Raw genomic sequence first — 24432 nt, 5'->3', positions numbered from 1 at the left:
TCTGCGGCAGCAATTTTATCAATTGTAGAATTTGTATCATCCTTATCGACGCATCCCTTGGAGCATTGACAGACACCACATCCCTTGCATGGTGCAATGTTGAGTTTGTCGGGTTCAATGATTTCAATTTTATTCTTTTCTGACGCTCCTTTTATAAATGCATTGATTGCTGCCAGCGTATTTCCTTTTCTGGCACTTCCATTAATGATTACAATTTTCATGCGTGTATCCTCCAACTTTCGATTTGTTTTTCTCTGGATTTCATATTATACACCAAAATTGTGAATATTTCTACCCGCCGTCTATTGACCTCAATTTTGAGGAAAATAGGCGGCTTTTTTTCGTTCAGAAAAAATTTTTTCAAGAAATTTTTTCAAAAGTAGCGATTTTGGGTGTGCATTTCATACACCTTTGTCCAAATGAGTGAAGGGGTTCATTACGGATAGCAAAACCGGAAGCCTTTTCACTTGAAAATTGAATAAGTCATTCACTAAGACTTTATTTCTGATGATAGCCACTTTAGCAGGTACGCCGTGATTTCTGTATTTCAGAATAGCGAGAACTCCGGCTATGAGTATCAGGTTGCCCCTGATATGGCGATGACAGTCAGAATGATAATGATACTTCTCTACGGAGCTGGCGGAGTACCCGGCAGAGGTTAGAATCCTATGATACAGATAAGCAGTCTGTTCCTTAGTGACTTCCCATAAGCATTTTGCTTGGCAAGGCTTACCTTGCAGACCTCAACGAGCAGGCAGAAGCAATGTTTTCTCGGCTGGTAAAGCAGCTTTTCGAAAAAAGAGGGCGTAACGGAAGCCCTCAAAGCGGAAATTAAATGCTGTGGGTGCAGAGGATGAACAACATCCGTAGCGCTGCTATGGAAATCGTTTCGAGTGAGCTTATATACTGTTAATACTAAGTAAGAAAAGTCGCTGTCACAGACGGCGGCTTTTCTTTTTCGGGTAGTATTCAAGAAGTCATAAAGTTCCGTGAATAATGGAAGAAGGCAATGCTTTGAGAAAAAGATGAGAGTAATATTCTGAAAACTGCTTGAGATTTCTGAAAAAATCTGCTATAATATTTCTGTATATTTATGGGGTAGGGGGATTTGTATCCTTTTTGTCTTAGAAATTATGGAAGGAGGACTTGACTATGGAAAACGGAAATGCGACAATTATTGCCGGCTCGGCTCAGCAGGAGCATAGCGCTGTTTTTTCAGCGTGTCAAGTCTTATTTCATACAATTTATAACGAACCAGTTGCCGGAGACAGGGCGCATTATGCCTTGGCTTCGGCTTTTTGCGTTTGTCGGAAGGATGGTGGTTTGATATTGAAGTCCTAACCACGACCGGCAAATCAATCTTTTCCGGTTAAATCTTCTGTCATCTCCGGCGTGTCCGCTGTCGGAGGAAGTAAATAGCGGACAATTAAAAAATGGAGGAACTGTTATGAAGAAAAAACTATTTGCAATCCTATTCAGCATTGTAATGGTAGCTGGACTCCTGCCTGCCACAGCACTGGCAGCGGAACCCACAGTCTACGACATCTGGGTAGACGGCGTACAGGTCACGTCTGAGAATAAGGATAATCTTTGCAGCGGAACAGTAAGCTATGACCCGACCACTCACACCTTGTCTTTGAACAATGCTACCCTTGACAACGACACCATGTCAGACTACGGTATTAAAACGACTATCCCCAGTACGTTGAAGATACGGTTGACCGGGACAAATAGCATTACCCGAACCGATCCCTACGGAGGAGTGGGAATATACCTCAATTACAGCAATTCTGTCGAGATTACCGGCGACGGAACACTGGTAATCAACGTTATCGGGGAAAACTACGATGGAATTAGCACAGGGGCTGACGTCAAGATTTCCGATAAAGCAAAGGTCACAATAAGCGCTGAAGGCGGATTGGGCATAGCCGGAAGATCGGTCGAAATTGACGGGGCAAAAGTGGATTCCACCGGCTTGTATGCCGGAATCGATGCCCATAGGCTGAAGATTGTAAACGGCGCCGATGTTACGCTTAAGGCGACTCAGGACGGACGCAACGGAGCATTTATCAGGAAAGATAACGAAGGAAACGGCGGCGATATTGAACTTGCTGCATCTAAAGTTAAAGCAACAAGCTATTATCCCGGTCTGTATGCTGCAGGCGATCTGACGGTTAACGGAGGCGAGGTAAACTGTACCTCTACTGCGGACGGTGCAATATGGGCAAAAGGCAATATTCTGATCAAAGGAGGAGCCAAAGTAACCACTGACGGTAAATTCCCGATGGGCGGTAACGGTACTTTTACCGTAGAAGAAGCAGAGATTGATGCAAAGAATACGAATGAGAATAATATCCCTGCAATTTTCGATGAATGTGTGCCTGTGATTGCCGATGGCTATCACCTGAACTATGCAAAAGCTGTAGACTCGGAAGGAACAGAAATTGACCTACTTTCCAGCGGTACTCAGTACTTTGCACTTTATAAAAATGTTCATTTTATCACAAAGGCTGTCTATCCGGTTTCTTTCGTTGTAACGCCAGACGGTCTGACCAATGTTGTTGTTAAAGTGAATGGTCAGGAGGTTACCGGCTCTGTCAGTTTGGAAGCAGGAACTTACCCTGTTGAAGTAACAGCCGATAACTGCAAAGCATACACCGGCAATATAACGATCACTGCCGATGCGGCAACGCATACGCAGACGGTTGCAATGACTTATTTACCTGCTGACTACACTAAGGTCGACGAAGCCATTGCCAAGGCAAATGCCCTGAACAAGGACAACTACAAGGACTTCACCGCCGTGGAAGCTGCCGTCAAAGCTGTTGTCCGTGACAAGAACATCACTGAACAGAGCGAAGTTGACGCAATGGCGAAGGCTATTGAAGATGCCATTGCTGCCCTGCAATACAAGGGTGCTGACTACACTAAGGTTGATGCAGCCATTGCCAAAGCAAATGCCCTGAACAAGAATGACTACAAGGATTTCTCTGGTGTGGAAGCCGCTGTCAAGGCTGTCGTGCGCGGCAAGAACATTACTGAGCAATCCGAAGTGGATAAGATGGCAAAGGATATCGAAGATGCCATTGCAGCTCTTGAGAAAAAGCCAGCCAGTACCAAAGCAGGAGCATCCGATAAAGGTCCACGGACCGGCGACACAAGTAATCTTGCTTTGTGGTTTGCCCTGCTGTTCGTCAGTGGCGGTGCAGTTATTGGAACAACAGCTGTAAGCAGAAAGAAAAAGCACAACAGATAATTGAATAGCGTTCCCTTGCTCCATCTTCCGGGCAAGACAAAAGCGTCGTAGCAATACGGCGCTTTTTTGTTACCCGGAAGCGACAAACAGTGGTTTTTGAATGACGGACGGTAAAGGATACCGCCGTCAAAACAAAGCCACTCATATCGAAAGAAAACGCCTAAAATCGCCCCGAAACTATACAGCGGGAAACGGTTTTGGGCGTTCTTTCTTGATGAGCGTGGCAGGAAGAAATACAACGAGCTTTCTATTTGTGCCTGATATCCACTGTGTGTTAAAATAATTAGTAGGAACTTAATGGTGCCACACAAATGTGGTTTCCATAGATTTTTCATCATCTTATTTTTTCGTTTGAATTTCATCCACAATTGTCCGGATAACCTCAACATCTTCTACCATAGAAACTTAATAGTGCCTAACACCAAGAGGTATGTGCACAGCTGGAATAGCAACTATTAACGAACCTTGATAGCTTAACAATTGCCCTCTGAACTCCGCCACAGGGATTTTATACCCTTTTGACGGGTTAATTGAGTGATGTTATGGCTACATGGACCAATTTTTAGATTCATGGCACAGTTATTACTTCAGATACTGTTCCGTGAATAATTCAGGATAGTTATTAATAGTGAGAAGTTCATTCCCTCGGAGCTTTTTTTAAATCGAAAAATCACAGCAACTGCGAGTTGCTTGTTTGAGATAATGCGTGAGACTATAATAAAGGTGTAAGGGAGGTACTGCATAATGGATACAAAACAGGTTATACTTGAACTTCGTACTCAAAAGGGAATGTCGCAGGATGAGCTTGCAGAAAAAGTTTTTGTAAGTCGTCAGGCAGTTTCACGTTGGGAAAACGGAGAAACAGTTCCGAATACGGAAACATTGAAATTGCTGTCAAAAGTATTCGATGTTTCCATAAATACACTTTTAGGCTCACCGAGAAAGCTTATTTGTCAATGCTGCGGAATGCCGCTTGAAGATGATGATATTATTGGACACAATCACGATGGTTCTTTCAACGAGGACTATTGTAAGTGGTGTTATGCCGATGGAACATATACTTACAATGATATGGACGATTTGATTGAAGTTTGTGTTAAGAATATGGTAAGCGGGAATTTCACGGAGGAACAAGCCCGTTCTTATATGAAAGAGCTGCTTCCTACTTTGGATTACTGGAAGAAATATGATGAGCTTAGTGATAACGGTCAGTTTGAAGAATTCAAGAAAAAGTTAATCAATGAAATTAACGAATTGAATGTTGACGGAATGCCAAAGGTGGAAAAACTGAATGCCCTTGTGGGAAAGTATGTGAATCTTGAGTACCGGCTTCCGAATGGGCAAGCGGCTAAGTTTTTGAATGAGGCAAAGACATATCTGGGCAATCAGCTTGAATGTGAATACGGCGGCGATAGATGTTTCGGCGTTGTTGCAGATATGGATTTTATTCTTATTTGTACTTATGAAGAAGATGGTAAAAATCCGGAACTTGTATTGTATAAGAAAAGATAAGAATAGAGAAAATAGCAAACCATTGGAGTTCATAATTTTAGTGCAAGCAAAGGAATTTTGAGGTGTTAGCAATTTGCGACACCTCTTTTCTTTTACGTGTGTCCAGCAAAGCTGGACTACACTTGCCGGGGTAAGTCCGGTCACGGTAATCGCCGGTGAGCCGTGTAGTTAAACTCGGTGCGTTGTAGTAATACAGGGTGCTAAGCGAGTGGATAAAGTAACCTTGAAAAAGGTGCGAGTAAAAAACTTAATAGTGCCTGACACCAAGAGGTAACACACAAGCGATGTTAAAGCACAATCTGATCCGGGTGTGGTTCTTAAATTCTTTTCTGCTTCCCAACAGTCAATGCGAAGCATATAGCCTGCACTGGTATAAACATCAATACTGTTACACTGTGGATTGTATTCTGCAAATATTGTTCTCATCGTATCTTATCTCCTTATCGATCAATCAATCATCAGTTACAAAAATCAGAAGCATTTCAATCAGTTCACCATGTCAGTTTTATTTTGTGTTATACTGTTTTATAGATTTTTCTTGCCCTTGTATTTTCCCTTATCAGAGTTCGTAAACTTATATGGGAAGATATAACACAAGGGAAGCAATAAGGGAAAGCTCATCTGCGACAAATCCAGTGTTTTCAAGGATTTACAGAGAATTTAATAACAAAATATAACAGTTATTAAATCTCTTAAAACAGGTGAAATCTCAATCGGGAGTTATAAAGGAGAAACACTATGGGATTATTTGGTAAAAGCAAAAAAGAGCGAGAAAAAGAGTATATGAACAGATTAGATGTTCCATCATGTTTAAAAGAAGATTTTGAATTGATTGTTGATGATGCATTTACAATTATGGGGGTTGGAACAGTTGCCACAGGAAACATATTAATAGGGATGTGCAGAGAAGGGGAAAATGCGTGTATTTATAAAGCAAATGGAGATATCTTAGAAACCAGAATTACTACTGTCGATGTACATACAAAAGAACGAAAAGCAAATGGTTGTGGATATAAAACAGAGCATGTTGGACTTGGGTTACGAGGAATTTCCAAGGAACAATTAGAAAAAGGCGATAAAGTAATTGTAAAAAATGCCAATATGTATGGAATGTGATTACAAATTCAAGCTTTTTAATTTGCCCTTTGAGAGAGGAGAAATCCTTTTCTCAAAGGGCTTTTTCTATTTATACAGATATTCGCAAACTACAAGATAAAGCCAAAACTTCATATACTCTAAGCACAAGGAGGGTGAGGCTATGAACAACAGTTTAACAGAAGTACATCCGGAGCTTGTTTCGGAGTGGTCGGAGAAGAACTTACCGCTTACACCTGATGACATTACTTTCGGTTCAAATAAAAAAGTATGGTGGAAAGGTGCTTGCGGTCACGAATGGCAGACAAGCGTTAAGGCTCGTTCCAATGGAGAAAAATGCCCGATGTCAAACGAATTGTGCTAGTTAATCTGGACCTTATTGATGAATATCTGGAAGCATTCCGTGATGAAGAATTTTGATGAAAGAATACAGGAGGAACGACATATGTGTAAAGTGATATCCATTACTAACCAGAAAGGCGGAGTCGGAAAGACCACCACAACCGTTAATTTAGGGATTGGACTGGCAAGAGAAGGTAAAAAAGTGTTATTGATCGATGCAGATCCACAGGGAAGTCTGACGGCAAGTCTTGGATATGTAGAGCCGGATGAACTGGGAGTTACTTTGGCAACCATCATGACGAAAGTGATTAATGAAGATGAAATATCAGAGAAAGACGGTATTCTGCATCATCAGGAAAACGTGGATCTGCTTCCAGCCAATATTGAATTGTCAACTTTGGAAGTGACGATGGGGAATGTAATGAGCAGGGAAATGATCATGAAGGAATACATCGATACGATACGATTCCGATATGATTATATTTTGATCGATTGTTTACCTAATCTTAGTGATACTGAAATGAATTATAATAAATCTAATCAAATCGTATCTGCAGATGAGAATAGATCCGATGGCGATAATTCTACTGAGGAATATCAGGCTTTTGAAAATCTGGTCAAAGAGACCGTTGATTATGAGTCACTGGAAGTAACCCATCATGACGATATGCGACAGGTTGATGAAATCGTAAACCTGATCGTAGAAACTGTGATGTGTAAAAACGACAAAATATTGATTGCCAGCAACTGGTATCCGGCCTCACTGGTGAAGAAAAAGTTTTTGATGCTGACTTATTCACATATAGAGTATGTCCTGCACTGTATGAGAGGGAATACAAGTAAAGTGAAGAATATCAAGAAATATTTACTGGCAGCTCTGTTTAATGCACCGTCTACGATGAACGGGTATTATCAGGCAGAAGTGAACCATGATATGCCAGGACTGGTAAGATAGGAGGTGCACATGTTTATTTTAAAACTTGCTGGAAAGATATTATTACTGCCGGTATGGCTGATCCTTTTTGTGATCGGCCTGGCAGTGAAGATGACAGTACAGACTTATGCGGTTGTCAGAGGGATCCTTGGATTTATATTCACTTTGTTGATTATAGCAACTGCATATTGTTATCATGACTGGTTACAGGTTGCATTCCTGTTTGTGCTGAGTGTTATTCTGTATCTGATCCTGTTTGCAGGAGTGTTTGTAGACACTGTACTGGACATGACAAGAGAATCTATTATTGATTTTATTTTATCTTGAGGAGGATATGAAAATGAGCGAAAAAAACGATTTTATTCAGTTACCGCTGATCAAAAAAGATACATCATCCGATGTGGTAGCATTCATCTGGGAGTACATGAAAATACTGGAGAACTCAAGAGAAAAAGTTAAGGATCTGATCAAAGACGTACATGAAAATGGCGTGAAATTAGATTATAAAGAACCAAAACTGTATGATGTTGTTCAAAAAGAAGAAATTGCTGAATTTGAAGAGGTCATGCGTAAAACTATAGCTGACATTGTATCAGAAGCCAGTGGTGTTGCCTGCTGGGTATATGTGCAGAAATATGTGAAGCATAAGACTTTGGATGAGATGTTGCAAGAATGGTCGGGAGCAAGCAAGTTCATCCTTGCTATGGATAGGTTTGAAAGACTGATGGCGGAATAATATGATTTTACAAAGTATTTGAGTGTAATCTTTTGAAGGCATTCAAACTCTTTTTTAATTCGATTATTAGTGAATTTGAAACAAAATAACAGAATTGTGCTATACTATTGTTCGACAAAAATTTACTGACATATTTCAAAATATTTAGGAGGATAAACAATCATGTGTACAGCAGCAACTTATAAATCAAAAGATTTTTACTTTGGAAGAACCCTCGATTATGAATTCTCTTATGGTGATCAGATTGTAATTACACCACGTAATTATTCGTTTCATTTTCGTTATATTGGAGATAAAAAAAGCATTATGCAATGATTGGAATGGCTCATGTTGCAGAAAACTATCCGTTGTATTATGATGCGATGAATGAAAAAGGAGTGGCGATTGCTGGACTGAATTTTGTCGGAAATGCTGTTTATTCCGAGGTTCAGTCAGATGTAGAAAATATTGCACAGTTTGAATTCATTCCTTGGATATTGAGCCAGTGTGCTTCTTTGGCAGAAGCTCGGGAGCTTCTTGATCGAATTAATATTGTGAATACTCCCTTTAGTGAGCAATTGCCATTAGCGCAATTACATTGGATAATTTCTGATGAAAACGAATCAATTACGGTAGAATCTATGTCACATGGTTTGCATATTTACGATAACCCGGTAGGAGTGCTTACGAATAATCCGCCATTTCCACAGCAGATGTTTCAATTAAACAACTATATGCATTTGTCCCCAAAACAGCCAGAGAACACTTTTGGCGAAAATTTGGCTCTTGATGCATATAGTAGAGGTATGGGAGGAATAGGTCTTCCGGGAGATCTCTCATCTTCCTCTTGATTTGTGCGTGTTGCTTTTACAAAGATACATGCAATTTCAGGTGAATCAGAGAAAGAGAGTGTTAGCCAGTTCTTTCACATTCTCGGATCCGTGGATCAGCAACGTGGATGTTGCGAGGTGGCTGATGGAAAATATGAAATTACATTATATACATCTTGTTGTAATGTTACAAAAGGCATTTATTATTACAATACTTATGAAAATCATCAGATAAGTGCGGTAGATATGTATGCGGAAGATTTGGATGGTAATAACTTGATCTGTTATCCTGTAATTCAAGGAGAACAAATCAATTATCAAAATAAATAGTATTTATAAATAAGAAGTAGAAAGGAAATTACCATGACAAAGGAAGAGGTAGAAAAACTCTGGATGGATAATCCGGAATCAATGCAGTTTTTAAAGAATGCTACAAAGTTTTATAATTTAATGATGATGTACCGTTGTGCTATCCGGGAAATTCGAACCAAACTTGAGGTTTTAGATGATGAATTTTCAGTTGAGAACAATCGAAATCCTATTTCATTTATAAAGACAAGAATTAAGAAACCCAATAGTATTTATAATAAACTGCAGAAAATGGGACATGATTTTACAACAGAGAATATACAAACATATCTAAATGATGTAGCGGGTGTTCGAATAGTTTGTGCGTTTATTGATGATATTTATATGATATCTGATTTGATCACACAACAAGATGATATCAAAGTTATTGAAGTAAAGGATTATATAAAAAATCCCAAACCAAATGGCTATCGAAGCTATCACATGATTGTTGAGATTCCTGTATTTTTTGCTAAGGGTAAAACACCTATGCGTGTAGAACTTCAAATACGAACTAATGGGATGGATTTTTGGGCAACGTTGGAACATCAGCTTCGTTATAAAAAAGGCATTGAAGAAATGCCTGGATATGAAGAGATCAGTGAAGAATTACTTCATTCTGCAAGAGTTGTCATTGAAGCAGATAATGAAATGCAGAGAATAAAAGACAAAATTGGTATGTTCCACGAAATTTAAGCAGAAATTTGATCGAGTAGAAAGGTTGGAATATATATGAAACAAGATACTTTAGAAGGAAAAGCGAAAACAAAAAACGGAGTAAAACGATTGTGTTTTTCCATAATCTGCATTCTTCTAGAAGTAGTTTTTATTATTACTATTGTAACACGCTTAAATGAATATGCAGAAATTATAAATCTATTTACAAGGATTTTAAGTGGAATTTTAGTTTTGGGATTGTATGCATCAGATAAGACATCTTCCATGAAAATGCCTTGGGTTATATTAATTTTAATTTTCCCAATTATGGGTGTAGGCCTATATTTATTGATTGGTTTGAATGGCGGCACACATAAAATGCGTGAGCGATATGCAGAAATTGATAGCAAATTGTTACCAATGCTTTCCGATAATCAGGAGTGTTTAAACAGAATAAACGAAACGATTCCGAAGGCAGGAAATATTGCAAGTTATATACAAAGAAATTCGCAGTATCCAATCTATCAGAATACGGATGTGATGTATTTCGATGAAGCAGTAAAGGGATTAGAGACCCAGCTTGAAGATCTCGCAAAGGCACAGAAGTTTATCTTTATGGAGTATCATGCTATAGAAGATGCAGAGGCGTGGCATAAGATCCAAAAGATTCTGGAAGAACGAGTAAAAGTTGGAGTGGAAGTACGCATATTTTATGATGATATGGGTTCTATAGGATTTATTAATACTGATTTTGTGAAAAAAATGGAGTGCGTAGGAATTCATTGCCGTGTATTCAATCCGTTTGTACCAGGTTTAAATTTGTTCTTGAACAATCGTGATCATAGAAAAATAACGGTTATTGACGGGAAGGTTGGATTTACCGGTGGATACAACCTCGCAAATGAATATTTTAATTATACACATCCTTATGGACAATGGAAAGATACAGGTATTCGTTTAGAAGGAGATGCTGTTCAGTCACTCACAGTGACATTTTTGGAAATGTGGAATGCGGTTAGTGATAAAGATGCGAATGATCCTGATTTTGGTAAATATATTTTTCATTATGATTACAAGGCACAGCAAACGGGGTTTATTCAGCCTTATGCAGACAGTCCTATGGATAATGAACAGGTTGGAGAAGAAGTTTATATCAGTATGATAAATAAAGCTGAAAAATACTGTTGGTTCATGACTCCATATCTGATTATAACAGACGAAATGACACATGCGTTATGTTTGGCTGCTAAGCGAGGAGTGGATGTCAGAATTATTACACCGGGTATCCCAGACAAAAAATTTATTTATAATATCACTCGTTCTTTTTATCATGGATTGGTTAAACATGGTGTGCGTGTTTATGAATGGACTCCTGGTTTCTGCCATGCAAAAATGAGTGTGGTGGATGACTGTATGGCAACTTGTGGAACAATTAATCTGGATTATCGAAGTTTATACCATCATTTTGAAAATGGATGTTTTATGATAGATTGTCAGTCTGTTTTAGATATAAAGAGTGATTTGATAAAAACCATGGGTGAATGTCGTGATGTGACAGAACAATATTGTACCGGACGCAGTGCGTATTTACGATTAGGACAATTATTTATGAGATTATTTGCTGGATTGCTATAAGAATCTGATGTAACGATCTCTCAAAGAACAGTTAATTTAAAAGTCGACTGTTTTTGAGAGGTCGTTTTGTTATATCGAATGATTTGTACAGAATTTCCGTTTAGTTGAAAAAAATAAATTTTGTTGAGGTTGAGTTGAGATTGACATTGTATTATATAAGCATGGAAAAAAGGAATCAGGTGATATACAATGAAAAAGCATGAAATATGTAAAATTCTTCTTGTTATACTGGCAGTTCTTCTGTTTATGGCTTGTTATGAATTACTTGGAATCTGCATTGCATATAAAAAACAGCCAGAAATGTCCGAAAAAACCATAAAAGAAATACATAATGAGTCGTGGAACGAATGCAGTGAGAATCCAGAACGGGCAGTGATCATAGAAAAGAATTCGGAAGCTCTTTTACAAAGAGTGCGATTGATTAAGAATGCAAAAGAGGAAATTATTCTTTCTACGTTTGCATTCAAATCCGATGAAAGTGGGAAATTGATCTTAGGAGCTCTTCGTGATGCGGCAGACAGAGGTGTACATGTTCGCTTGCTGGTAGATGGAATGGAGAGTTGGATTGATATGGAAGGTAATCCGTATTTTTATGGATTATCTTCCCATGAGAATGTTGAAATCAAATTATACAATAAGGCCAATCCGTTGAAACCATGGAAAATGATGGGAAGAATGCATGATAAATATTTGATTGCAGATGGTAAGAACTATATTCTTGGAGGAAGAAATACATATAATTATTTTCTGGGCGATTTTCCAGGACACAAGAACTATGACAGAGATGTGTTGGTTATTTGCGATGAGCCAAGGAAAGAAAATTCAGTCAACCAGTTGTTAGATTATTTTGAAACGATATGGGAACAAGAAGATAGTGGCTATTTTCATAATGATAAGAAACTTGCAAATAGAAAATCTGTAAAGAAGGCAGTATTAGAACTGCAGGAAGGATATCAGCAATATTATAATGAAAACAAGGGAATGATTTTCGATACGAATTATACAGACGAAACGTTTGAGACAGAAAAGATTGCATTAGTATCAAATCCTATTCACACAGGTTCCAAGGAACCAGTAGTCTGGTATCAGCTGGGAGAATTGATGAAAAGTGCGAAGAATCGTGTAAAGATTCATACACCATATATTATCTGTAATGATATGATGTACAATACATGGGAGGAGATTGCAGAGAATGTTCCAAATTTTTCAATCATGACAAATTCGGTTGCAAATAATGGCAATCCATTCGGGTCTGCTGATTATGCAAAAAATAGAAATAAGATTTTAAATACAGGAATTGACATCTGGGAATATGAAGGCGGTTATTCTTACCATGGAAAAAGCATCCTGATCGATGATGATTTATCTGTGATTGGTTCCTTTAACATGGATATGAGAAGTACGTATCTGGATACGGAATTGATGCTTGTAATACGTAGCAAAGAAATCAATAAACAGTTGGAAGAAGGAATGATGGAATATGAAAAAGTATCCCGACAGGCATTAGAAGATGGCACGTATCATGATCCGTATCATGTAAAACCGATTGAATTAACAAAAAAACGTCAGAGAAATGTGTTTTTGGTACAGCATCTGCTTGGATGGGCAAGATATCTGTTTTAATAGATAACAGGGAGGAAGGAAAACGTGTTTCAGATATTAATTGTAGAAGATGATAAAGAATTAAGCCAGCTATTTCAGAAAGTGCTCGAGAAGAATGGTTATCAGGTTAAAAGTGCACCGGATGGAGCTCAGGCATTAGAAGTATTGGATAAGGAATATATTGATCTGATTATTTCCGATATCATGATGCCGGTTATGGATGGTTATGAGCTGGTGTCGGAACTTCGTTCAGCAGGATACCAGATACCGGTACTTATGATCACTGCAAAAGGAAACTTTGATGACATGCGCCAGGGATTTCTTTCTGGAAGTGATGATTATATGGTAAAACCGGTAAATGTGAATGAAATGGTTTTAAGAGTAGGCGCATTGCTCCGTCGTGCACAGATCCTGAATGAACATAAAATTGTGATTGGTTCAACAGAGTTTGATTATGATGCAATGACCGTTACAACGGATAAGGAAAGCCTTGTTTTACCGAAAAAAGAATTTCTGCTTTTATATAAGCTGGCAGCTTCGCCGGGAAGAACATTTACAAAACAGCAGTTAATGGATGAAGTTTGGGGATATGAGACAGAGGCAGACCCACATACGATAGAGGTGCATATAGGAAGAATTAGGGAGCGTTTTAAAGATAATCCAAATTTCGAAATTGTAACCATGCGTGGAATTGGATATAAGGTGGTGAAAAAATAATGAGTCAGAAGAAAGAAAAAAGATTGAAGATTCGGTCCTGTCTGACTGGTGCAATCTGGCTGTCTCTCGTATTTTCAACAGTGATATCTGCTTTATTATTTGCATTTTTAAATCATTTCTTTAAGCTACCGGGGAGTATACCTGTGCTTGGCTGGCTTTTGATTTTTAATACACTGATCGCAGGGCTCATTACTTCTTTTATTAATGCAAAGTTACTGGAGCCAATTACCAGACTCAGTAAAGCAATGAAGGAAGTTTCTCAAGGAGATTTTGAACAGCATTTGGAAACGAACAGTCGTATAGCAGAGGTTGGTGAATCCTATCAAAGTTTCAACGTGATGACAAAAGAGCTTCGTGCAACAGAAGTGCTGCAGATGGATTTCGTATCTAATGTTTCTCATGAGTTTAAGACCCCTATCAATGCCATTGAAGGTTATACAATGCTTCTTCAGGGAGAAGAATTATCGCAGGAGCAAGAGGGATATGTAGAAAAAATCTTATTTAACACGAAGAGGCTTTCTGGGTTGGTTGGAAATATTTTGTTGTTGTCTAAATTGGAGAATCAGAATATACCAATGAAAAAAACGAAATATCGACTGGACGAACAGATTCGTCAGGCATTTCTTTCTTTGGAATCAAAATGGACAGAAAAAGAAATTGGCTTCCAGGTAGAATTGGAGGAAGTCAAATATACTGGAAATGAAGGACTTCTTATGCATATCTGGATGAATCTTTTAGATAATGCAATCAAGTTTAGTCCGGCAAAGGGAACAATTACGATGTTTCTGAAACAGGAAAAGAATTCTGTGAAGTTCATTGTGGAGGATGAAGGACCAGGAATCGAGGAGGATGTAAAGGCTAGAATATTCGACAAGTTTTATCAGGTAGATGGTTCTCATAAGGCAGAAGGAAACGGTCTTGGTCTTGCACTTGTAAAGCGGATTGTAGATAGTGCGGGAGGAACGATTAAAGCAGAAAATCGGGAATATGGCGGATGTAGATTTGTTGTAGAACTTCCGATACAGACAAATGAGAATATAATATAAAAGTAGAAGATGGGAGGATTTATATGACATTTTATCAGGAATTACAGTTAAATCAGGCAGGATCGAAAAACCTGTTGAAAAAGAGTGAAACCACGAAAGAAAAAATGTATCATATACTGGTATATCTGATTAAGATAGCTGTTACAATGGTTTTTTGTTTTTTATTTGTTACTGTTTTCAGCATCCTGTTTGGAAATGAAAACAGTATTGTTGGTGTGGTAGTTTTATTATGTCTTATGGTATTTCGAAATGCGGATTTGGGAATCCACACTGGACAATCTACGATGCTTTTGGCTATGTTTTTTGTAATAATGGCCGTATGTCCGCATTTTGCAAATCAGCTTTCACCGGTACTGGGAATGCTGTTAAATATTGCTGCACTGGCAGTGTTGATATTTTTTGGATGTCATAATCCATTCATGTTTAACCAATCTACATTGGTTCTTGGCTATCTGCTATTATATGGATATGATGTTACAGGAACAAGCTATCAGATGCGACTGGCCGGAATGATTTTAGGCGCAGTTCTTACCTGTTTTGTATTTTATCGAAATCATAAAAATAGAACTTTTAAAAGAAATTTGAAAGATCTAATCCAGGAATTTGATATCACTTCATCGAGAACAAAATGGCAGTTATGCCAGATTATATGTGTACCAATTGTCCTTTGCATTGCAGAACTTTGCAATATGCCACGTGCAATGTGGGCTGGTATTGCGGCTATGTCAGCAATTTTGCCGTTTGTGGAAGACATGCAATACAGAGTCCGTAAAAGGATTGTCGGAAATATTGTAGGTGTTATATGCTTCACCGTATTATATTTTCTGCTTCCATCATCCATCTATGCTTATATAGGAATTCTTGGTGGAATTGGTGTAGGATTTTCAGCGCAATACGGCTGGCAGGCTGTATTTAATACCTTTGGCGCTCTCGCAATTGCTGCGGAAAGTTATGGATTAAAAGGAGCAGTTAGTCTTAGAGTGATTCAGAATGTTTTTGGTGTTGTATTTGCATTGGCATTTTGTGCTGTATTTTATTGGTTTATGTCGAAACAAAAGGAAAGTGATGTGACCGTACATGCAGAGTGAAGGAAGTCAGAAAGAAAATTTGAATAGAATTATTACAGTACCCAATTTGCTTTCTTTTTTTCGGTTTTGTCTGATTCCAGTAATTATATGGAGTTATTGTGTAAAGGAAAATCCTTTGTTAGCAGGAGAAATCTTATTGCTATCCGGTCTTACGGATCTCGCTGATGGATATATTGCAAGAAGATTTCATATGATTAGCACTCTAGGAAAGATTCTCGATCCGGTTGCCGATAAGCTGACACAGGCAGCAATGTTGATTTGCTTGTTTACTCGCTTTCCACATATGCTCCCGTTGATCGTTATAATGGCAGTTAAGGAACTTTATATGGCGGTTAGTGGATGCCTTGTGATACGAAAAACAGGAAAAGTGCATGGTGCAGACTGGCATGGAAAAATAGTAACCTTTTTATTATATGGAACTGTGGCTGTGCATATTATATGGTTCCACATTACACCAATGGTGTCAGATCTGTTAATTGGTTTGTGTGCTATAATGATGGTTGTATCAGTTGTTTTGTACATTATCAAGAATACCAGAACACTTAGGGGAGAGACTGCATAAGCAATTTGATTATATTGAGATGACTAGATAATATTTAGGAGAACACAGATATGAACAGTAAGTCAAACGCACAAGCTATGGAAACAGAAAAAATACCACGTCTTTTGGCCCAGCTTGCAATACCTGCTGTTGTGGCTCAAATCATCAACCTTTTATATAATATTGTTGACCGTATTTATATCGGACATATTCCAGGTGTCGGTGCCGCAGCATTAACAGGTGTTGGATTGTTTACGCCAATTCTCATGCTGATCAATGCCTTCGCCATGCTGGCAGGATCCGGAGGTGCACCGCGTGCAGCGATTTCTATGGGAAAGAAAGATAATAAGACAGCTGAAAAGATTCTTGGAAATTGTTTTGCAATTCTCATGCTTATGGCCGCAGCTTTGACGGTGATATTCTTTACTTTTGCGCCACAGTTACTGACGATGTTTGGTGCTAGCGATAAGACACTTCCTTATGGCGTGGATTATGCAAGGATTTATATTCTTGGAAGTATTTTTGTTTTGATCGTGATGGGAATGAATCCATTTATTACGACACAGGGATTTGCAAAGATCAGCATGATGACAACAGTGATTGGTGCTGTAATCAATATCATTCTTGATCCGATTTTTATCTTCGTATTTCATCTTGGAGTAAAGGGAGCTGCACTCGCAACTGTTTTGAGTCAGGCTGTAGGGGCAATATGGATCCTTCGTTTCTTGTCAGGAAAGAAGACGATTCTGCATCTTAAAAAAGAAAACTTTAAACTGAAAAAAGAAATCATCTTACCATGCCTTGCTCTTGGTATATCTACATTTGTCATGTTATCTACGGAAAGTATTTTGTCTATCAGTTTTACTTCCAGTTTGTCAAGATATGGCGGAGATCTCGCAGTAGGGGCTATGACAATTATTACCAGTGTTAGCCAGCTTGCAACATTACCATTACAGGGAATTTGTCAGGGTGGACAGCCAATCATGAGCTATAACTATGGTGCAGGAAATAGAAATCGAGTAAAAAAAGCATTTTTTACTCAATTTACAGTTTGTACAATTTTTACGGGATGCTTCTGGTTGATTATGCTTCTATTTCCGAAGATGTTTGCAGGTATTTTTTCGAATAATACAGAATTAATCACGTATACGGCATGGGCGTTAAGAATTTACATGGCAGGTATTTTTTCTCTTGGATTCCAAGTTGCTTGTCAGCAGAGTTTCATGGCATTGGGCCAGGCAAAAGTTAGTTTATTACTTGCCTGCTTAAGAAAATTGATTCTGTTGATTCCGTTGATTTTTATCTTGCCGCATTTTATCCAGAATAAAGTATTTGCGGTATTTTTGGCTGAGCCAATCAGTGATATTTTGGCAGCGATAATAACAACTTCAACGTTCTTTAGTCGGTTTAATAAAATTTTAGATAGAAAATAAAGCATTATAAAAAGATCCTGTTCAAACTATGCTATAAAGAACAGGATCTTTGTGTATTTATTTTGCCAGGAAATTACTCTGTATCTCCATTGGCATATGATAAGCCTGGCCTCGTTTTGTTAGGCTGTATAGTTTAAAGCTCATGAGTTCCGGAGTTGCATTCAGAGAACTGCAGAGTCCGAAATAATCCAGGTCTTCGTTCTGAACCATATCTTCGATCTCCTCATCATCAATCAGAAGATCGGCAGCGAATAGATTGGCCTGGTATTCAGTGTTATCTGTCATGTTATAGAATGTATCATCTTGCATACATAATAAAACCTCCAGAATAAGTAGTGTTAATAATTACATCTACTTATCCGGAGGTGCATTAGCGTCATAATTCCGATTGCGGAAGAGACTGGAAAATGTTATTCTTATTATAGGCAGTGGAGCTTTCTTAGTTCAGTTGTTTCGTGTGGTAACTTAACAATAACGGATTATGAAAAGTAATTCCACTGCTTTTTTAATAAAAATAAAACTGCGCCACAGCCTTGGCAGGCCATCGCGCAGCGATTTTGTTCAATCGAAATTTGAGGAAAAGAAGAATGGAAGATAGAAAAGTATTACTCGATAATATTAACAAAATTCATACAACTGAACTGGGAGTTGATAGAATTAAAAGAAATCTAAAAATAGATATAGTAGATGTTGTTGAGTATTGCAAAAATAAGGTGTTGGATGAAAATTGCCATATATACAAACAAGGAAAAAATTGGTATTGCGAAATTGAAAATGTCAAAATCACTATCAATTCATATAGTTATACAATTATTACAGCACATATTATTAAGTAAATTATCAATTTGTAGAGATGATAGGAGTATTTATGAATAAAAAATTAGTGAAAGAATTTTTAATAATAACATTTGTTATAATGCTAATATTTTGGGGTGGTTGTGCTTTAATTAGTCAAATATTTATCTTGACAATAAATAATATATTTTTAAGGATTATGCACATTATTGGGGGATTCTCTCCAACTATTGCCTCTTATATATCACTAAAGAGAAATAACAAAGTTAAGAATTTAAAAGAATGGTTAAAAAAGATATTTGATATAAAACATAATATTTGGACTTATGTTTTAGTAATTTTATTTGTATTGATTTATTATGTTTTGGGGTGTGCAATAAATGGATTTGAATTTGGTGCTCCTATATTTATGCTTATAGTAATTTTACCAATGATGTTATTTGGTGGTGGAAATGAAGAAGTTGGATGGAGAATGATTTTACAACCTGAATTGGAAAAGAAATTTGGATTTCATATAGCAACAATCTTTACTTCTATTATTTGGTGGTTATGGCATTTACCAATATTTTTTATAATAGGAACAGCAAATGCAAATATGAACTATTTTCTTTTTGGAATAATGTGTTTAACCTTATGCTATGCTTTGGCAACAATAAGAAAGGTATCGAAAGGTGTATTTCCTTGTATATTAACTCACTGTTTAATAAATGGGCTATCTGCAATATTTGTATTTAATTATAGTTTGTTAAGTTGTTGTATAACTTTAATTGTAACAATAATAGTATCAATACTAATTTTAAATATAAATAAAGGATATATAAGATAATAACAAATTCCATTTTGTCGAGTAAAGGAGGTGCTGCAACAGATGGACAAAAGTAGACATTGAAAGTGTGCTTTTAGAAAAGGGAAAAGATTTCGCTATTAAAACAGCAGTTCATATCCGTAGAATGTTTGAAAAATTTGGATATGATGAAGTATTCGGAAGAAGTGCAGTTACTGAATTGCTGGGTTTAAAAAATTTGAGTGCGTCAAAACTTCTTTCAAATTTAGTGCAGGCGGATATTATTGAACCGGTATCCGGATACGGAAAAGGAAAATACAAGTTTAAAAGTTGATGAGGATATGCAACAAAGCAGAGATTGAAACGCAGAAAGCGATGTTTTATCTGCAACAAAAGGGAAATGAGGAACATGGATTAGAGTAATATGAGTCCGCTTTGCGAAAAGTAATCAGGGAAACGGAGGACAATTCTATGACAGATAACACAAATAAAGGATTTTGGGAAAGAATGGCAAGAATATATACTGCATTTATGTCGAAAAACGATACCGCTTATGGGCAAATCTGCAAACTGTCAGAACAGTATATAGACAGTGAGAAGTCTGTCTTGGAATTGGCTTGCGGAACGGGACAGATTACCTTTTTAATGGCAGGAAAATCCGGCTCGTGGGAAGCAACAGATTACTCGGAAAATATGATAAAAGAAGCTGAAAAACGCAATCAAGGCGAACACAAATGCGAACAGCTCCGATTTTGTGTGCAGGACGCAACGAATTTGATTTATGAAGATGAAAAATTTAGTGTTGTCGTGATTGCAAATGCTTTACATATTATGCCACAGCCAGAGAAAGCATTAAAAGAAATTCACAGAGTTTTGAAAAAGGACGGAATTTTGTTTGCTCCTACCTTTGTTTATGAAAGGGGCTATCCCAAATTGCCGATATGGCTTATGGAAAAAGCCGGGTTCAAGACCTATCATAAGTGGCAAAGAGAGGAACTGAAAGAATATGTCGGTAACAAAGGCTTTTGTGTTGTAGGGGTAACCTTGGTAAAAGGTAAACCGCTTTCGGAATGTGTTTTGGTTGCAAAAAAATCAATTGATTAAGTCGCTGTGAAATCGGGTGCAAAATAAAAATTATCAATTTATAAAATATTTATAGTTAAGGAAGGACTGCGATGGAAATATTTATCGAAATACTTTGCTGTTATTGACGATGAAATCGTGTGGCATGGTGGTATGCATCTTCTTGGGAAAGTGGATGTTTGGGATAATTTAATGCGGATCAGGAATCATCAGGTTGCAGCGGAATTATTGGAGATTGCATTTATATGATCCGGTAAGAACAAAAAAAGAAATGAGTAGGCAAAAAATACGAATAAAAAATTTTAGGGTATTTGAAATAAAAGCTGACTTGAAAAAGTAAATTCCAGAAACTTAATAGTGCCTGACACCAAGAGGTTCAATCAGAATTGAACAGAAATTCAGTTGTTGCAAATTTTACAACAACGACGTCTGATGGTAAAGGTGGAAGCAATAGTTTCCGCTTTTTCTATTGGAAAAGTGTTTACAAAAAAGCTGATTTTAAGTGTGGGAAATGTGTAGGGGATCAAAATTAAAAAACTAATACCAAAAAATGAATAATTTTAAAAAAGTGGGAATAGAATAATGACAGAAGGCATAGAGTGTGATAATATCAGTTTATTAAATATATTACCGAAAAATAAAAATTATTTAAAAAGTGGGAATAGGAGATGGTCGCATGCAGCTTATTGTAAGAAAAGAGTATTTAAATGAATTGACTGAATTGTATGGGACACCGGATATAAAAGTAATTACGGGCATCAGACGAAGCGGCAAATCGGTATTGCTGCAAGAGTTTGTCTCTTACCTGAAGTCATTAGAGGAAGCGGTAAATATTGTTATGATAAACCTTCAGGAATTAGAGTTTGATCATTTATTGGAATATCATGCATTGCATAAGTATATCCTGGATCAGTACAAAGAGGGAATGACTAATGTTTTACTGATTGATGAGGTTCAGTTGTGCCCGCAGTTTGAACTTGCAATTAATAGTATTTATACAAAAGGAATTTATGATATTTATATTACCGGTTCAAACGCATTTTTGTTAAGTTCAGATTTGGCAACACTTTTTACCGGAAGAACAATGGAAATAAAAGTATATCCATTTTCTTTTGCGGAATATCTAACTTATTATGGTATTACAGACAGGTATGATGAAGCATTTGATCAGTATGTACGCACCGGTGGTATGCCGGGATCTTATGTATATAAGACTGAGGACAGACAGTATGATTACGTTAGAGATGTGTATTCAACCATTCTTATCAGAGATTTGGTTGAAAAGTATAAGATAAGAAATAAATCAGAGTTCACCAACATATCGGAATTCATGATGGATAACATCGGTAATTTACTTTCGCCTAATAATATCAGCAAAACTTTAAAAAATGACCAGAGCGAGATAACCAGAAAGACGGTGTCAAAATACATTGGTTATTTAGAAAATGCATTTTTGTTCTATGAGGCAAAACGGTATGATTTAAAAGGGAAAAAATATCTGGCAAATAATAGTAAATATTATCTTTGTGATACATCATTTCGTTATGCAATCAATGGTACACGAAACATGGACTTTGGAAGAGTTTACGAAAATATTGTTTATCTGGAGTTGCGTAGGAGAGGATATGAGGTATATGTGGGAAAACTCTATAAAAAGGAAGTGGATTTTGTAGCTAAAAAACGTGAAGCTCAAATATATATTCAGGTAAGCGATAATATTTCAGATGAAAAAACATTTGAAAGAGAATATTCGCCTTTGCTTGCAATAAGAGACGCATATCCTAAGATGATAATTGCAAGAACACACCATGAAACTTATGATTACAAAGGAGTGCAAGTGGTTGATATCTGTAGATGGTTACGAGGATAGTACAAATTATTGCTCAAGGTATGTTTTTGGATATAATTTGTGAAAGAAAATGTTGATTATAGAATAAAGAGAGGTGCATATGCTATGCCAGATATACTCGTGGTTGAAGATGATGAAAATTTAAATCGTGGAATTACATTCTCACTGAAAAAATCCGGATATGAGGTTTTTTCAGCAGAATCAGTGAAAAAAGCGAAAAGAATTGCAAGTGATAATAATGTGGATGTTACCATTTGTGATGTGAATCTTCCGGATGGGAATGGACTGGAATTTGTAAGGTGGATGAGATGCAATTATAATACATACATTATTTGTCTTACAGCACTAGATCAGGAGATGGATCAGGTCATGGGATATGAAGCAGGGGCAGATGATTATATTACAAAGCCGTTTAGTCTTTCGGTACTTCTTTTGAAAATAGAAGCACATTTCCGCCGCAGACAGGAGAAAACGGAAGCCGGAAAGATGATTTCGGGAGATATCGTATTTATCGCAGGAGAAATGAAAGTCCTGATAAAGAGTCGTGAAATCAGTCTGACAAAAACGGAGTTGAAAATGCTGACTTTTTTTCTTCAGAATCCGAAAAAGATTCTTTCGAAAACACAAATATTGGAAAATGTGTTTGATCTGGAAGGGGATTTTGTGGATGAAAATACAATCGCTGTCAATATCAGAAGACTCCGTTAGAAAATTGAAGACAATCCGGCTGCACCGGTCTATATAAAGAATATCAGAGGTCTTGGGTATATATGGAATCAGGAGGTAAGGCAGTGACAAAGAGATATCGCAAGAAGATCACAGTAGCGCTCTCCTTGGTTTTTCCTGTCATAGTATTGTTTGCAATATTAAATTGCTTTACCACATATGTGTTTTATGAAGATTATAAATATAAAATGAATCTTATGACAGAGATTGCTACAAAGGAAGAATTTTCCGGGCTGGATGCTGTTTCGGAATTGCTTAAGGATAAGGATATTGAAACCAACGAACAGGGAAGGCGATTATTGGAGCAATATGGATACTGGGGAAATAAAGGGAATGCATTTTATATGCAATTCCGGCATCAGGTTATGGTGACCGGTGCTGTAAGCACTGTGATATGCGTGCTTCTTTTGACTTTTTTACTTTATTGGAAGAAAAAAGAAGATGCGTGTCATCAGAAAATTTTAGACCAGTTGGAAGAAATTCTGATCAGATTCCGTGAAAATAAATTTGATGCTTTACTGAAAACGGAAAATCCAGCAGAACTGGAAAAATTGAATGACCAGCTTGAAGCAATCGGACATCATATTCAGCTGCTAAAGGAAGAAGCACGGGAAGAAAAAGAGAGTACGAAAGAAATGGTTTCTGATATCTCTCACCAGTTAAAGACACCGGTTGCAGCTTTGGATACATGTTTTAGTGTGCTGATGCAGAATGACTTAAGTGCCACAGAACAGGAGGAGTTTCGTATCCGTTGTCGGAGTGCTCTGGATGGACTGGAGACATTATTGCAGTCGCTTCTTGAAATATCCAAGATGGAAACTGGACTGATTCAGATTAATAAGAAAAAACTTCCGCTTATGGATACTGTCATATCTGCTGTGAACTGTACTTATCCAAAAGCGGATGAGAAAGAAATTGAATTCGTTTTTGACTATGCAAAAGAGCTGGAAACATGCATGGTTATGCAGGATAAAAGATGGCTTGGTGAAGCTGTGATCAACGTTCTGGATAATGCAATCAAGTACAGCCCGGATGGTTCAAAAATATTTATCCGGTTACAAAAAAGAAACGATCTTGTAAGAATGGAAATTGAGGATCAAGGAATTGGTATTCCGCAGAATGAGTATCACAAAGTTTTTCAACGATTTTACAGAGGAAGTTCCAGGAAGGTCATGGAAAAGAGTGGTACAGGAATCGGACTTTTTCTATCGAGAGAAATTATCGAAAAACACGGAGGTACAATCATGGTAACCTCCGGCAAAAAGAAAAAAGGAAGCACGTTTGTGATTCAATTACCATATGTTGGTTAAATTTTAAGTGGGCAGAAATCTTACAATTCTGTAAGACTTCTGCTCGTTTTTTGAAAGTGAAATGAAAGATTGTCCTGATACAATTTGGATGTGGGTTGAAAAGGTACATTTTACAGAATTAAAAAGGAGGCAAC

At 37.3% G+C, this 24432-nt stretch carries 25 protein-coding genes and 3 pseudogenes; 25 read left to right on the top strand and 3 right to left on the bottom strand.

Going from position 1 to position 24432, the window contains the following annotated elements:
* A partial coding sequence (locus tag DWZ93_RS13795) for a flavodoxin family protein (protein ID WP_147364678.1) occupies nt 1-221 on the bottom strand: 221 nt, incomplete at its 3' end.
* Between the two features lie 614 nt (nt 222-835).
* On the opposite strand from DWZ93_RS13795, the gene DWZ93_RS15340 reads away from it, so the two are divergent.
* The 4 genes from DWZ93_RS15340 to DWZ93_RS13775 all read left to right on the top strand — a co-directional run bounded on the left by DWZ93_RS15340 (nt 836) and on the right by DWZ93_RS13775 (nt 4768).
* Nucleotides 836-913: a TnpV protein gene (locus tag DWZ93_RS15340; protein WP_317258981.1), complete on the top strand. Its 78-nt coding sequence runs from the start codon at nt 836-838 to the stop codon at nt 911-913.
* Between the two features lie 239 nt (nt 914-1152).
* A complete protein-coding gene (locus tag DWZ93_RS13785) occupies nt 1153-1341 on the top strand; it encodes a hypothetical protein (RefSeq protein ID WP_118384506.1) in 189 nt (62 codons plus the stop codon).
* 106 nt (nt 1342-1447) lie between these two features.
* Nucleotides 1448-3256, top strand: a complete 1809-nt coding sequence (locus DWZ93_RS13780; protein WP_118453286.1) for a hypothetical protein — start codon at nt 1448-1450, stop codon at nt 3254-3256.
* 744 nt (nt 3257-4000) lie between these two features.
* The gene (locus tag DWZ93_RS13775; protein ID WP_118384504.1) at nt 4001-4768 is read left to right on the top strand and encodes a zinc ribbon domain-containing protein; all 768 of its coding nucleotides are present in this window, start codon (nt 4001-4003) and stop codon (nt 4766-4768) included.
* A 279-nt stretch (nt 4769-5047) separates the two neighbouring features.
* Here the strand turns inward: DWZ93_RS13775 and DWZ93_RS15335 are convergent.
* Nucleotides 5048-5194: pseudogene (locus DWZ93_RS15335) on the bottom strand (DUF6061 family protein); the annotation flags it as partial.
* Between the two features lie 312 nt (nt 5195-5506).
* On the opposite strand from DWZ93_RS15335, the gene DWZ93_RS13765 reads away from it, so the two are divergent.
* The 14 genes and pseudogenes from DWZ93_RS13765 to DWZ93_RS13700 all read left to right on the top strand — a co-directional run bounded on the left by DWZ93_RS13765 (nt 5507) and on the right by DWZ93_RS13700 (nt 17751).
* On the top strand, nt 5507-5884 hold the full coding sequence (locus DWZ93_RS13765) for a hypothetical protein (RefSeq protein WP_118453285.1): 378 nt from the start codon (nt 5507-5509) through the stop codon (nt 5882-5884).
* A gap of 142 nt (nt 5885-6026) precedes the next feature.
* Nucleotides 6027-6227 (top strand): zinc-ribbon domain-containing protein, encoded by a 201-nt coding sequence (locus DWZ93_RS13760; protein ID WP_243007151.1) that lies wholly within the window; start codon nt 6027-6029, stop codon nt 6225-6227.
* An 81-nt stretch (nt 6228-6308) separates the two neighbouring features.
* Complete coding sequence (locus tag DWZ93_RS13755) at nt 6309-7160, top strand: AAA family ATPase (protein ID WP_118453284.1); 852 nt, start codon at nt 6309-6311, stop codon at nt 7158-7160.
* A 9-nt stretch (nt 7161-7169) separates the two neighbouring features.
* Nucleotides 7170-7466 (top strand): hypothetical protein, encoded by a 297-nt coding sequence (locus tag DWZ93_RS13750; RefSeq protein WP_118384502.1) that lies wholly within the window; start codon nt 7170-7172, stop codon nt 7464-7466.
* Nucleotides 7467-7473: 7 nt separating this feature from the next.
* On the top strand, nt 7474-7875 hold the full coding sequence (locus tag DWZ93_RS13745; protein ID WP_118453287.1) for a hypothetical protein: 402 nt from the start codon (nt 7474-7476) through the stop codon (nt 7873-7875).
* Nucleotides 7876-8037: 162 nt separating this feature from the next.
* A pseudogene (gene bsh, locus DWZ93_RS13740) lies at nt 8038-9014 on the top strand (choloylglycine hydrolase).
* A 33-nt stretch (nt 9015-9047) separates the two neighbouring features.
* Nucleotides 9048-9728: a GTP pyrophosphokinase gene (locus DWZ93_RS13735; RefSeq protein ID WP_118453283.1), complete on the top strand. Its 681-nt coding sequence runs from the start codon at nt 9048-9050 to the stop codon at nt 9726-9728.
* 36 nt (nt 9729-9764) lie between these two features.
* Complete coding sequence (cls, locus tag DWZ93_RS13730) at nt 9765-11324, top strand: cardiolipin synthase (protein ID WP_118384501.1); 1560 nt, start codon at nt 9765-9767, stop codon at nt 11322-11324.
* Nucleotides 11325-11513: 189 nt separating this feature from the next.
* Complete coding sequence (locus tag DWZ93_RS13725; RefSeq protein WP_118453282.1) at nt 11514-12947, top strand: phospholipase D family protein; 1434 nt, start codon at nt 11514-11516, stop codon at nt 12945-12947.
* A 24-nt stretch (nt 12948-12971) separates the two neighbouring features.
* Nucleotides 12972-13643: a response regulator transcription factor gene (locus DWZ93_RS13720; RefSeq protein ID WP_117602944.1), complete on the top strand. Its 672-nt coding sequence runs from the start codon at nt 12972-12974 to the stop codon at nt 13641-13643.
* Nucleotides 13643-14689, top strand: a complete 1047-nt coding sequence (locus DWZ93_RS13715) for a HAMP domain-containing sensor histidine kinase (protein ID WP_118384499.1) — start codon at nt 13643-13645, stop codon at nt 14687-14689. The genes DWZ93_RS13720 and DWZ93_RS13715 overlap by 1 nt, the downstream gene beginning before the upstream one ends.
* Before the next feature lie 23 nt (nt 14690-14712).
* Entirely contained in the window at nt 14713-15777 is a 1065-nt protein-coding gene (locus DWZ93_RS13710) for an FUSC family protein (RefSeq protein WP_118453281.1), read from the top strand.
* Complete coding sequence (locus DWZ93_RS13705; RefSeq protein WP_118384498.1) at nt 15767-16339, top strand: CDP-alcohol phosphatidyltransferase family protein; 573 nt, start codon at nt 15767-15769, stop codon at nt 16337-16339. The genes DWZ93_RS13710 and DWZ93_RS13705 overlap by 11 nt, the downstream gene beginning before the upstream one ends.
* Before the next feature lie 50 nt (nt 16340-16389).
* Nucleotides 16390-17751 carry an MATE family efflux transporter gene (locus DWZ93_RS13700; RefSeq protein WP_118384497.1) on the top strand — a complete coding sequence of 454 codons (1362 nt, stop codon included), beginning with the start codon at nt 16390-16392 and terminating at the stop codon, nt 17749-17751.
* Between the two features lie 57 nt (nt 17752-17808).
* Here DWZ93_RS13700 and DWZ93_RS13695 read toward each other — a convergent pair whose 3' ends face one another.
* A complete protein-coding gene (locus DWZ93_RS13695) occupies nt 17809-18078 on the bottom strand; it encodes an ImmA/IrrE family metallo-endopeptidase (protein ID WP_330421793.1) in 270 nt (89 codons plus the stop codon).
* Between the two features lie 260 nt (nt 18079-18338).
* Between DWZ93_RS13695 and DWZ93_RS13690 the strand changes: the two genes are divergently transcribed.
* The 7 genes and pseudogenes from DWZ93_RS13690 (at nt 18339) to DWZ93_RS13655 (ending at nt 24298) form a co-directional block, all read left to right on the top strand.
* Nucleotides 18339-18587, top strand: coding sequence for a DUF3781 domain-containing protein (locus DWZ93_RS13690; protein WP_118384496.1), 249 nt, complete (start codon nt 18339-18341; stop codon nt 18585-18587).
* Between the two features lie 32 nt (nt 18588-18619).
* The gene (locus DWZ93_RS13685; RefSeq protein WP_158574327.1) at nt 18620-19372 is read left to right on the top strand and encodes a type II CAAX endopeptidase family protein; all 753 of its coding nucleotides are present in this window, start codon (nt 18620-18622) and stop codon (nt 19370-19372) included.
* Between the two features lie 67 nt (nt 19373-19439).
* The gene (locus DWZ93_RS13680; protein ID WP_243061305.1) at nt 19440-19664 is read left to right on the top strand and encodes a hypothetical protein; all 225 of its coding nucleotides are present in this window, start codon (nt 19440-19442) and stop codon (nt 19662-19664) included.
* A 137-nt stretch (nt 19665-19801) separates the two neighbouring features.
* Nucleotides 19802-20434, top strand: coding sequence for a class I SAM-dependent methyltransferase (locus DWZ93_RS13675; protein ID WP_118453279.1), 633 nt, complete (start codon nt 19802-19804; stop codon nt 20432-20434).
* A 655-nt stretch (nt 20435-21089) separates the two neighbouring features.
* A complete protein-coding gene (locus tag DWZ93_RS13665) occupies nt 21090-22283 on the top strand; it encodes an ATP-binding protein (protein WP_118453278.1) in 1194 nt (397 codons plus the stop codon).
* 84 nt (nt 22284-22367) lie between these two features.
* Nucleotides 22368-23057 (top strand): annotated as a pseudogene (locus DWZ93_RS13660) (response regulator transcription factor).
* Nucleotides 23033-24298: a sensor histidine kinase gene (locus DWZ93_RS13655; RefSeq protein WP_118453277.1), complete on the top strand. Its 1266-nt coding sequence runs from the start codon at nt 23033-23035 to the stop codon at nt 24296-24298. The pseudogene DWZ93_RS13660 and the gene DWZ93_RS13655 overlap by 25 nt, the downstream one beginning before the upstream one ends.
* Nucleotides 24299-24432: the final 134 nt, after the last annotated feature.

It is taken from the genome of Dorea sp. AF36-15AT, from assembly GCF_003477705.1.
Taxonomy (GTDB): Bacteria; Bacillota; Clostridia; order Lachnospirales; family Lachnospiraceae; genus Claveliimonas; species Claveliimonas ammoniilytica.
The sequence above is the reverse complement of the archived record's forward strand: the minus strand, read 5'-3'. Positions and strand labels throughout refer to the sequence as shown.

Coding starts and splice junctions, on each gene's coding strand:
- DWZ93_RS13735 (WP_118453283.1), top strand. CDS start 9,048: ATGACAAAGGAAGAGGTAGAAAAACTCTGGATGGATAATCCGGAATCA.
- DWZ93_RS13780 (WP_118453286.1), top strand. CDS start 1,448: ATGAAGAAAAAACTATTTGCAATCCTATTCAGCATTGTAATGGTAGCT.
- DWZ93_RS13765 (WP_118453285.1), top strand. CDS start 5,507: ATGGGATTATTTGGTAAAAGCAAAAAAGAGCGAGAAAAAGAGTATATG.
- DWZ93_RS13685 (WP_158574327.1), top strand. CDS start 18,620: ATGAATAAAAAATTAGTGAAAGAATTTTTAATAATAACATTTGTTATA.
- DWZ93_RS13755 (WP_118453284.1), top strand. CDS start 6,309: ATGTGTAAAGTGATATCCATTACTAACCAGAAAGGCGGAGTCGGAAAG.
- DWZ93_RS13710 (WP_118453281.1), top strand. CDS start 14,713: ATGACATTTTATCAGGAATTACAGTTAAATCAGGCAGGATCGAAAAAC.
- DWZ93_RS13690 (WP_118384496.1), top strand. CDS start 18,339: ATGGAAGATAGAAAAGTATTACTCGATAATATTAACAAAATTCATACA.
- DWZ93_RS13785 (WP_118384506.1), top strand. CDS start 1,153: ATGGAAAACGGAAATGCGACAATTATTGCCGGCTCGGCTCAGCAGGAG.
- DWZ93_RS13655 (WP_118453277.1), top strand. CDS start 23,033: ATGGAATCAGGAGGTAAGGCAGTGACAAAGAGATATCGCAAGAAGATC.
- DWZ93_RS13665 (WP_118453278.1), top strand. CDS start 21,090: ATGCAGCTTATTGTAAGAAAAGAGTATTTAAATGAATTGACTGAATTG.
- cls (WP_118384501.1), top strand. CDS start 9,765: ATGAAACAAGATACTTTAGAAGGAAAAGCGAAAACAAAAAACGGAGTA.
- DWZ93_RS13715 (WP_118384499.1), top strand. CDS start 13,643: ATGAGTCAGAAGAAAGAAAAAAGATTGAAGATTCGGTCCTGTCTGACT.
- DWZ93_RS13705 (WP_118384498.1), top strand. CDS start 15,767: ATGCAGAGTGAAGGAAGTCAGAAAGAAAATTTGAATAGAATTATTACA.
- DWZ93_RS13775 (WP_118384504.1), top strand. CDS start 4,001: ATGGATACAAAACAGGTTATACTTGAACTTCGTACTCAAAAGGGAATG.
- DWZ93_RS13725 (WP_118453282.1), top strand. CDS start 11,514: ATGAAAAAGCATGAAATATGTAAAATTCTTCTTGTTATACTGGCAGTT.
- DWZ93_RS15340 (WP_317258981.1), top strand. CDS start 836: ATGCTGTGGGTGCAGAGGATGAACAACATCCGTAGCGCTGCTATGGAA.
- DWZ93_RS13745 (WP_118453287.1), top strand. CDS start 7,474: ATGAAAATGAGCGAAAAAAACGATTTTATTCAGTTACCGCTGATCAAA.
- DWZ93_RS13700 (WP_118384497.1), top strand. CDS start 16,390: ATGAACAGTAAGTCAAACGCACAAGCTATGGAAACAGAAAAAATACCA.
- DWZ93_RS13750 (WP_118384502.1), top strand. CDS start 7,170: ATGTTTATTTTAAAACTTGCTGGAAAGATATTATTACTGCCGGTATGG.
- DWZ93_RS13675 (WP_118453279.1), top strand. CDS start 19,802: ATGACAGATAACACAAATAAAGGATTTTGGGAAAGAATGGCAAGAATA.
- DWZ93_RS13760 (WP_243007151.1), top strand. CDS start 6,027: ATGAACAACAGTTTAACAGAAGTACATCCGGAGCTTGTTTCGGAGTGG.